Here is a 10,431-nt window from a genome sequence, read left to right as displayed (position 1 = left end):
TGCGTTGAGCTAGTAGGACTTAGGGGATTGCCGTAATCCTCGAAAGGGATAGACAGGACTTAACAGGGGCGTAAACTCCCCAAGTAGTCGAGCGAGAGCCGCAGGCCGCCTTCCTCGCCCGACCTGCGGAGGCTGCCATGTCCCCTACCCGCCGATTCGTTACGATCGCTCTCCTCGCCTTCCTCGCCGCTGCCTCGAGCGCTAACGCGATCACGATCACCGCGCCCGATCCCCTGACACGACACGGTGCCGCGCGGATGCCAACACGCGTTCCGAAATCCCCATTCGGAATGGTTTCTCCTTCCTCCACCTCCGCCATTGCTACAGGCAATCTCGTCTGCGGGGCCTGGAGCGAGCTTAGTCCGAATCAGTCTCCCTTGTGGCGCGACGGGCATTGCACCGTCTACGACTCTGCTCGCGATCGCCTCCTCGTCCTGGGTGGCTACGCTGGCCAATGGAACACCACCGATGTCTTGTGGTCCGTATCGCTTGGCGGAACGTCCAGCCTCACTGAAGTCCCGACCGACAACTTCAGCACCGTTGGCATTGGAGTATATGGAGCCGCGGCGATCTACGACCCGCTACGGGATCGGGTGATCACATTCGGTGGGTTCTGGGCGAATGGCTCCTGGTCAGGTGGTGGGGACTGTCCCGGGAACGCTTACGAGCTGACTCTCTCCGGCACGCCCACCTGGAACGGGATCGAAGTCGCGGGCGACTACTCCCCGCCGGATCGGGCTTGGAGTTCGGCGATCTACGACCCTGTCAACGACCGGATGGTCCTCTTCGGTGGACAACACATGTGCGGGGCCTCCGCGGCGAACGATGTGTGGGCGCTTTCACTCTCCGGCACTCCGACCTGGACGCAGATGACTCCAACGGGCACGCCACCGCCCGGACGGTCGGGTCACACCGCCGTCTACGACGTTCCGCGCAATCGGATGCTCGTCTACGGGGGTTACGACGGGAATGGAAACACTCTTGGCGATGTGTATGCCCTGACGCTCACTGGATCGCCGAGCTGGAGCCTGGTGAGTCCCAACGGTGGACCGCCCGTCGCACGCGGCGGTCAGACGGCGATCACCGATGCGCCGGGGAATCGAATGTTGATCTTCGGCGGATGGGACACCAACGGCATCGAGCTGTTCGACACCTGGAGCCTGAGCTACACCAATCCGATCAGGTGGACGCAATTGACTCCGACGGGGCCGACGCCGGCGCCGCAATACACTTTTGCTTCCATCTACGATCCCATTCGCCAGCGCATGCTGTCCTTCGCCGCCGACCAGTTCTGGACCCTGGGCAACCTCGCTGGGTCTCCCGCCTGGTCCATGCTCACGCCGGCGGGGCAGGTTCCTCCCCCTCGAATGGGCGCCGGAGTCATCTATGACGCTTCCCGCCAACGGCTCGTCGTCTTCGGTGGGTCCACCAATCCGGGTCAACAATTGGCTCGCGATCTATGGATGTATTCGTTCACCGGAAATGCCTGGTCACAGTCTGGTCCGACGGCCACATGGCCGACGGCACGAAAGGACGCCACCGCGACCTACGACCCGGCGGGCGACCGCCTCATCCTGTTTGGAGGGGCGGACGAGGACGGCGTGCTCAACGACACGTGGCAGTTGTCTCTCTCTTCGCTGACGTGGACCCATCTGACTCCGACGGGTACGCCTCCGCCTGCTCGCAGCGTGCACACGGCGATCCTGGATTCACCACGCAACCGCATCGTCGTCTACGGTGGCGCCGATCTGGGCTCCAACGCTCTTTCGGACGTCTGGGCGCTGTCCCTTGCCGGCGGTACGTCCTGGAGTGCATTGAGCCCCACGGGGGGACCGGCGCCGGCGCGCCAATACCACGTGTCGGTCTTCGATTCGCCGCGAAACCGCATGCTGACCCATGGCTGGAACGACGACACGGTTTGGGCTCTCACGTTGAGCGGAACACCGAGCTGGAGCCAGCTAACGACTGCGGGCGGCTCTCCTCCTCCGCTAGGGGCCCATCTCGGCGTCTACGACCCCGTTCGTGATCGCTTGATCGTCAGCTACGGAGAGATCATCGGCGGAGGGACCAACCATGCCACCTACGCGCTCGATCTGTCGGCCGCACCGACTTGGAGCACGATGGAAACGAGCAACACTCTCTACGCTCGGGGCTATACCCAGGCCATGTGGGATGCTACTCATGATCGGATGCTCGTCTTCGGCGGAAATCAATTCGGCACGAACTACAACGACATCTGGGCGCTCTCGTTCCCGCCATCGTTCGGTTTGACGTTGACGGCCGCTCCCTCAACTGGCGGATTGATCCAACAGGACCCGAGTGGCGCTTGTCAGCCCGCCAACTCGCAAGTCACCCTCTATCCCTATCCTTTTGACTATTACGGATTCACAGGCTGGAGCGGAGACGCCAGTGGCAATGCGAATCCACTGACCATCACGATGGATGCGAACAAGACCATCGTCGCCAACTTCGCGACGTACGTCCTGACTGCCCAATCCTCCCCGACTGCCGGCGGAACGGTAAGCAAGAGTCCGGACCAGCCGAGTTACGGACCGGGTTCGCAGGTGACCCTCACCGCGAACGCTGCCGCAGGTTATGCATTTACAGGCTGGAGCGGCGACGCCAGTGGAACGACCAACCCGCTCATTGTGACCATGGATGGGCAAAAAAACATCACGGCCAACTTTGTCACCTACGCGCTGGCCACATCGGTAGCGCCGGCGGGGTCCGGCACCGTCAGCCGAAGCCCGAATCTCCCCTCGTTCCCACCAGGGACCCAGGTCACGCTCACGGCGAACCCCGCGACCGGCTTCGGCTTCATCAACTGGAGCGGTGACGCGAGCGGTTCGACAAACCCACTCACCGTGACCATGGATGGGCCAAAGAACATCACGGCGAACTTCACAGGCTACTCGCTCAACCTGACCATCACTCCTTCAGGGAGTGGGACCGTCGCCAAGAGTCCGAACCAAAGCGTCTTTCCACCGGGGTCCCAGGTCACCCTCACGGCCTCGACTTCGCCCTTTCCATTCCTGGGCTGGAGTGGCGATGCCAGCGGCACGGACAATCCGCTGGTCATCACCATGGACGCATCGAAGAACATCACCGCCAGCTTCGATGCTTTCGCACTGACCACCAACGTCTCTCCGAGCGGCTCGGGGACTGTGACGCGATCTCCGAATCAAAGCGCTTATCCGGGCGGCAGCACCGTTGAGCTGACCGCCGTGCCCGCGGACGGGTACGCCTTCTCGCAATGGAACGGGGACGTGACGGGCACCTCCAACCCCGTCAGCCTACTGATGGATGCGAACAAGACCGTCACCGCGAGTTTCGTCACTCCACCTGCCGCTTGCGGGGCGTGGACCATGGCCGCCACGGCTTCCCTGAACCGCGCGGGCGCATCGGCGGCATGGGATCCGGTCAACGGCAGGATGTTGAGATTTGGCGGCTACGACGGCGCCAACTTCCTGAACGATCTCTGGCAATTCACCGTCGCCGGCGGCTGGACGCAGCTCGCTCCTACCGGTGGACCGCCTTCGCCTCGGAACGCCGCGGGATTCCTCTACGATCCGATCCGGAGCCGCATGCTCGTGATTTGCGGAAACGCCGGATCGCCACCCAACGACGTATGGCAGCTCTCCATGGGCAGCACTCCCACCTGGTCGCTCGTGGCCACGGCGGGAACTACTCCGCCCGGACGGTTCGCCTTCTCGACGATCTACGATCCGCTTCGCGATCGAGTGATCTTGTTCGGCGGCTATCCAAACACCAACCAGGTCTGGGAATTGAGTCTGGCTGGGACACCGACATGGACCCAGCTTTCCCCGTCCGGCACACCACCGGCGGCGAGGTATGGCCACGTCGGTGTCTACGATCCGGTGCGGGATCGGATGTTGATCCAAGGTGGAGCGCAGGAGGCGGGCAGCCTGACGATCTTCAGCGACCTTTGGGCGCTTTCCCTTTCGGGAGCTCCCGCGTGGACACAGCTCTCATCATCGGGTGATCCAGCTCCTCAGTCCTATCTTGCTCGTGGGATCTACGACACAGACCGCGACCGCATGCTGGTGATCTCAGGGCTCGGCCCCGGTGGGAGCAACATGGATGCGGTCTGGGGTCTTTCGCTCGAGTTCCAGCCTTACTGGACCAGGATCCCGACAGGCGGCCTGCCGCTCACCGCGCGCTACTTCCATTCTGCGGTCTACGAGCCCAACATGAATCTCGTGCTGGTCGCCAATGGGATCACTCCCGCTGGATCGTATCGGCAGGACACCAAGCGTCTGGATTGCGCCGGTGGCTCATGGCTGCAGGCGGTGGCCACCAACGGGAATGTTCAGTTCATCCCCGCCAAGGGCTGCTACGCCGTGGACGAGCACGTGACGTTGATCGCGTCACCTTCTGGAGGAGCGGGGTTCAACCAGTGGCTGGGCGACGCATCGGGTAATGCCAATCCGCTCGATGTGACCATGGATACCGACAAGACGATCTTCGCCGAGATCGTGGGCCGCACCACGGCGGTGGAGGACCTGCCGCTGGCATTCGCACTCGAGGACATCCGGCCCAATCCCAATCCAGGTCCGGTTCGCGTGACTTACGCGTTACCACGCGCGGCAAACGTGAGGCTCGGGATCTACGACATCACCGGACGTCTGGTCGGGCGTCTAGCTGCCGGCGTTCGCCCCGCAGGTCGTCACACGGCGACATGGGACGGACTGGACCGCGGCCGTTCCGCGACCGCGGGGATCTACTTCGTCCGCTTCGAGACCCCGGCCGGGTCCTGGTCGCAAAAGGTGGCTCTGATTCGGTAGCGAAACCCCTAAGCCGCCGTCGCGACCACCGAGATCAGGTGCCGCCAGTTGGGCGGCACCATCGGCTCGATGAGCTGATCCATGGCCACGGCGCCGCGCACGATCGGGCTCTGGTGCCCGAGCCAGTCCTCGGCGCTGTGGCTCGTCACCGTCATCGCCCGGCACTGCACCCTCGCGAACCCCTCGACCAGCGACGACGACGTCCCGGGCGTGAACTCCTCGATCGTGAAGTAATGCCATCGGCGGGTCGGAAACTTCACCCGCCGCAGCCACCCGGTCATCGGATCGCCCCGCAGCTGCTCGAGCGCGATCATCGCGCCGCCCGGCTTCAGCACCTCGCGCACGCCGGCAACGCACTCCAAAGCGCCTTCGCGGCCGAACTCCGAGTAAACACCGCCGAGCACGGACTTCATCACCACGAAGTCCACGCTCGCGCTCGGCAAGGCCAGGCGGCGCGCGTCGCTCAGCACGTGCTCGCACGCCACGCCGTGGCGATGGTGGAGATCCCGGCACTCCTTCGAAAAGTCGAGGCGACGATCGATGCACAAGAGGCGGCAGCCGAGGCGGCCGAGGAACAGGTTGAGCCCGCTGCGCCCGCCGCCGAGCTCGACCAGCGTTTTCCCGTGAAGGTCGCCGGGCAGGTATTGAAACGCCTCGCGCATCGCCCGGGTCCAGCTCGCGACCTTCCAGCCGATGCCGGCGGCGAGCAGCGTTTCGTCCGTGGCGTCGAGCACGGCTGCGGCGTTCCGCTCGGACACCCGAGCTTCCCTCCCCTGGTTCTCGAAGATGCCGATCCGCCTGTATGGATCAGGCGCTCGCGCAGGATAACGAAAACCGGCCGGGCGCGAGACGCCGTTGCTGGCGCCCTGCGCCCGGCCAGTGAAGTAAGCCGAGGTTAGTTCAGATCACCGATCGCCGCTGGGCGAATGACGTCGACTCCCCCCCCGCTGATCGCTTCGAAAGGGCCGATGTCCACCGAAGTACCCTGAGGACGAGGCGTACCGGTGAAATCGTTGGTGGCGTAACCGGCCAATCCGCGGTCGATCATGGAAGACCCGACGACCGGGAAGTAATCGTGGGCGCCGAGATTCCGGAAGCCGATCAATGACTGGCTGGCAAAGGTCAGATTGCCGCTGACGCTGAACGTGCTGGGCGGCGTGGAACAGCTGTTCGTGTTGGTGAAGAAGACGCAGTTCCCGCGGCCGTTCTCGGAGAAGATGTTGTTCTTGATCTGGATGTTGCTGAACGTGGTGCCGACGTCGCTGTACACGTAGACAGGACTGTAGGGATTCTTGACGAGCACGTTGTTCACGATCACGACGTTGCTGATCGTGGCATTCGGCGAGTAGAACACGATCGACGAACGGTTCTTGCTCTCAGCGAACACATTGTGCGCGATCGTGATGTTGGTGCAGTTGGCGCCCGGGGTCCCGATCTGGATTCCATAGGAGCCGCGGTCGGCCGGCGCGATGGTCGCGTACGAGACGTTGTTGCGCACGGTGATGCGGTCACCATAGATGTACATGTTGTGCGAGCCGGTGTCGTGGACCAGGTTCTGCTCGATCAAGATGTTGGACCCGTAGGCCGCGATGCCGTTCTGGTACTTGTTGTTGACCAGCACGAGACCGCAGTGATGGATGTGGTTCTTGCGGATCGTGTTGTTGCTTGTGAACCAGGTGCTCACGCCTTCTTCGGGGGCGTTGGTGATCTCGAATCCCTCGAGCGTGATACCGTCGGCCCCGAAGTTGATGCCGTTGCCGGTCGAGGCGCCGGAGAAGTCGAGCTTCACGAGCTCGCCGGGGTAGGCCTTGAGGACGATGCCACCCTTGCCGAGCCCGAGCGGACTGGAACGCACGAAGGTCGCGGCCCTGACGAGCACCGTGTCGCCGGCGAGTGCCAAGGTCATGCCTCGCTCGATCGTAGCCACCGGCGTGGACGGACTGGAAGCCGTGGTGCGATCGCGGCTGTCGTTCGGCGCGCCGCCGACGCCGTTCTTGTCCACGTAGATGCGGACCCCGGCGAAAGCCGAGCCCGTCCCGATCACCAGGCCGCACAGCACGGCCAGCACGGGAAGTGTCCGAAGGATGTGGAACCGAAGCCTGGTCGCGATCATTGTGGGGTCGTCGAGGTTTGCGAGTTGCAACGGGTGGACGGAAATCCCGCCCTGCTTTATCAATTTCCGTGCCCTACGCTCCATGGGTTGGAGCCCCTAGTCGGCCTAGGTTTGGACTTGCACGGCCCTCCGGCCCGGCGATACTTGTCGGACTCTACCTCCTGATGCCCGCTCTTGTTCCAACGACTTTCCTACCTTACCAGACCATGGAAGACCGAGATCTGATCTACGACTGGAACGAAGCCGGGGAACGCTGGGATCCACCATCGTTTCGGGTCCAGTTCGACGACGAAACGCTTCGTGACGGCCTCCAGTCCCCGTCGGTCAAGAGTCCTGGAATCGAGGACAAGGTGGCCATCCTCCACCTCATGGACCGCCTGGGGATCGACACGGCCGACATCGGATTGCCGGGGGCTGGTCCACACGTTGTGAAGGATGTGCTGCGGCTGGCGCAGGAGATCCGGAACGCCCGCCTCTCGATCCGTGCGAATTGCGCGGCCCGAACGTTGCGCCATGACATCGAGCCGGTGGTCGAGATCTCACAGAAGGCGGGGATTCCGATCGAGGTCTGCACCTTCATTGGCTCTTCTCCCATTCGTCAATACGCGGAGAACTGGACCCTCGAGACCATGCTCCAGCACACCGAGGAAGCGGTGTCGTTCGCGGTCTCGCATGGGCTGCCGGTCATGTACGTCACCGAGGACACGGTGCGGGCTCGGCCGGAGCAGCTCCGCCAGCTCTTCCTCACGGCCATCCGCTGCGGCGCGCGGAGGCTCTGCTTGTGCGACACCGTCGGGCACGCCACGCCTACCGGAGCGGCCAACCTGGTGCGGTTCGCGCTCGAAGTGGTGCGGGAGAGTCAGGCCGATGTGGAGCTCGACTGGCACGGGCACTCGGATCGCGGACTCGCGGTCGTGAATACGATCGCGGCGATCCGTGCCGGCGCGACTCGGGTTCATGGGTGCGCGATCGGTATCGGCGAGCGCGTGGGCAATACGCCCATGGATCAGTTGCTGGTCAACCTCAAGCTCCTGGGCTGGATCGAGAACGATCTCACCGCGCTGCCCGAGTATTGCGAGATCGTGGCGCGCACGACGGGCGTCCCGGTCCCGCCCAACTATCCGGTGGTCGGCCGCGACGCGTTCCGTACCGGAACCGGCGTCCACGCGGCAGCCGTGATCAAGGCATTCAAGAAGGGCGAAGACTGGCTGGCCGATCGCGTGTACTCCGGTGTTCCCGCGAGCCTCGTGGGACGCCGGCAGGAGATCGAAGTCGGACCGATGAGCGGCGAGAGCAACGTCGTGTTCTGGCTGCAGAGCCGCGGCTTGGAAGCGACCCCGGACCGCATCAAGGCGGTATTCGATCGCGCGAAGAGCGTGGATCGCGTGCTGACGGACGGCGAGATTCAGGCGGTATTGGAATCGGTCTCGGGATCCCGCGTCTCGTGAAGCTCCCCGCTCTCCGCGGCCCCGCGCGCGCGGCCGCCGTCACGACGGTTGCCTTGATGCTGGCGCTGGCCCTGGGAGTCGGGATCGCGCCGGCTGCCACTCCCGCTCCATCTTCTTCCAATCCATCCACCACGCCCAAGCCCGCCACGGCGAAGAGACCGGCGGCGAAACCTGCGTCGGAATCCTCCAAGTCCGTCCACGAGCTGGCGCGCGAGGCGCGCGAGATGGAAGACGCCGGAGCCTACGCGCGTGCCGCTTCGGGTCTTCGAAGCCTGAAGAAGCGGGTCATTGCCGACGCGGATCTCGAGCTGTTCCTGGCGCTCGACGAGGCGCGCTCGGGCGCCATCGATTCCGCCTTCGCCCGCCTGTATACGCCGCTGATGGACGCGGCCGTGAAGGACACACTGCCCTACTCACGTCGCGTGGAATACCCCTACCGGCGGGAAGGCGCGTGGCTCAATGGCCGCTATGACGGCTGGGCCTGGTACATCTGGCGAGCGCGGGCTGAAGTGGCGGCGATGAAGGCGCGTTGGCCCGAGGCTCATGAAGCGGCGGTCCAGTCCGTGGCGTCGCGACCGCTGAGTGGCAAGGACTGGCTGGTGCTGGCGGTCGCCGCGGGCCAGACGAAGCGCGATGCCCAATCGCGAGAAGCGGCTGCGCACGCCGCGGCGCTCGACCCGACGCTTCCCGAAGCGTACTACCTGGTCGGTCTTTGGGAGTGGAAGAGCGGCCGGCGAGCCGAGGCGCAACAAGCTTTCCGCCGCGCGGTCACGATCGATTCCGCGTTCGTTCCCGGTGCGCTGGCGATGACCCGGTCACGCATCCCCGGCCTCGCTCCCGACAGCCTTCCCACAACCCTTCTGACCGGCCCACGCCGCGCGGGCCTCATCACCGCGCCCGAAGGCCCGAAGCCCGAGGAGAACGTCGAGGTCGATGTGCCAGCGGTGATCACGTATTCACCCGAAGGCCCGGCGCTCTCGGACACGATTCCGGAGGGCGTCAGGCCCCTGCAGCTGATTCTCTCGTTGCTGATCGACGAGCAGGGCCGGCCGGTGATCAACGACTTTCCCTGGTTCCCGGCCGGTGCGATCGCCGAGTGGAAGATCACGCGCATGCTCAGCACGGTTCCGGCCTGGCGCTTCAAGCCCGCCATCAAGCTCGGCTCCCCGCATGCGGTCTGGGTCAGCATGGATTTCAGTTTCAATCCAACGGGCGGCGGGGCCGCGTCCGTGCGAAAGGACGGACCATGAGCAAGACGTATTCGATCGCGGTGATCGCAGGCGACGGCATCGGCCCGGAGGTCGTGCGCGAAGGGCTTCGCGTGCTCGAGCGCGTGGCGGCGATCGAAGGTTTCCGGATCGAGCCGACCAGCTATCCCTTCGGCGCCGAGCACTATCTGAAGACCAAGGAGATCTTTCCCGACGCCGCTTTCTCGGAGGTGAAGCAGCAGCGCGCCATCCTGCTCGGAGCGATTGGCGATCCGCGCATCGAGGTCGGCCTGCTCGAGTTCGGCATCATCGCCAAGATGCGATTCGAGCTGGATCTCTTCGTGAACCTGCGTCCGGTGAAGCTCTACGCGGAGCACCTGTGCCCGCTCAAGGGCAAGACTCCCGAGGACGTGGATTTCGTGGTGGTGAGGGAGAACACCGAAGACGCCTACGCCGGCATGCGGGGCTTCTTCAAGAAGGGCACTCCCGACGAGATCGCGACCCAGGAGATCCTGTTCACGCGGAAAGGTGTCGAGCGCGTCATGCGCTACGCGTTCGAGCTCGCGCGCAAGCGTGGCGACGAGAAGAAGCTCACACTCGTCGACAAGGCGAATGCCGTGCGCGCGATGGACCTGTGGACGCGAACCTTCGCCGAGGTGGGCGCGGAATATCCGGACATCACCCGCGAGCACGCCTACATCGACGCGGCGTGCATGTGGTGCGTGAAGAATCCCGAGTGGTTCGACACGGTGGTCACGAGCAACATGTTCGGCGACATCCTCACCGACCTCGCGGCCATGATCCAGGGCGGCCTCGGGATCGCGGCTTCGGGCAACCTGCACCCGGGCCAGGTCAGC

The 10,431-nt window shown here is 64.3% G+C and carries 6 protein-coding genes; 4 read left to right on the top strand and 2 right to left on the bottom strand.

Annotation, left to right across the window (positions count from 1 at the left end):
• The first annotated feature begins 377 nt into the window (after positions 1–377).
• Positions 378–4,805, top strand: coding sequence for a kelch repeat-containing protein (locus VFQ05_12270; protein HET9327540.1), 4,428 nt, complete (start codon positions 378–380; stop codon positions 4,803–4,805).
• 8 nt (positions 4,806–4,813) lie between these two features.
• Here VFQ05_12270 and VFQ05_12265 read toward each other — a convergent pair whose 3' ends face one another.
• A complete protein-coding gene (locus VFQ05_12265) occupies positions 4,814–5,563 on the bottom strand; it encodes a methyltransferase domain-containing protein (protein ID HET9327539.1) in 750 nt (249 codons plus the stop codon).
• A gap of 137 nt (positions 5,564–5,700) precedes the next feature.
• On the bottom strand, positions 5,701–6,918 hold the full coding sequence (locus tag VFQ05_12260) for a right-handed parallel beta-helix repeat-containing protein (GenBank protein HET9327538.1): 1,218 nt from the start codon (positions 6,916–6,918) through the stop codon (positions 5,701–5,703).
• Between the two features lie 206 nt (positions 6,919–7,124).
• On the opposite strand from VFQ05_12260, the gene VFQ05_12255 reads away from it, so the two are divergent.
• From VFQ05_12255 to VFQ05_12245, 3 genes are all read left to right on the top strand, one after another.
• On the top strand, positions 7,125–8,366 hold the full coding sequence (locus VFQ05_12255) for a LeuA family protein (protein ID HET9327537.1): 1,242 nt from the start codon (positions 7,125–7,127) through the stop codon (positions 8,364–8,366).
• Entirely contained in the window at positions 8,363–9,616 is a 1,254-nt protein-coding gene (locus VFQ05_12250; GenBank protein ID HET9327536.1) for a hypothetical protein, read from the top strand. The genes VFQ05_12255 and VFQ05_12250 overlap by 4 nt, the downstream gene beginning before the upstream one ends.
• Positions 9,613–10,431 (top strand): isocitrate/isopropylmalate family dehydrogenase (locus tag VFQ05_12245; protein HET9327535.1); only part of this gene is annotated, 819 nt, incomplete at its 3' end. The genes VFQ05_12250 and VFQ05_12245, both read left to right, overlap by 4 nt.

The sequence above is a fragment of the Candidatus Eisenbacteria bacterium genome, from assembly GCA_035712145.1.
Classification (GTDB): domain Bacteria; phylum Eisenbacteria; class RBG-16-71-46; order RBG-16-71-46; family RBG-16-71-46; genus DASTBI01.
This window is presented reverse-complemented; position numbering and strand designations above follow the sequence as displayed.

Excerpts from the sequence above, each read along its gene's own strand:
- VFQ05_12260 (HET9327538.1), bottom strand. The coding sequence starts at position 6,918 with ATGATCGCGACCAGGCTTCGGTTCCACATCCTTCGGACACTTCCCGTG.
- VFQ05_12255 (HET9327537.1), top strand. The coding sequence starts at position 7,125 with ATGGAAGACCGAGATCTGATCTACGACTGGAACGAAGCCGGGGAACGC.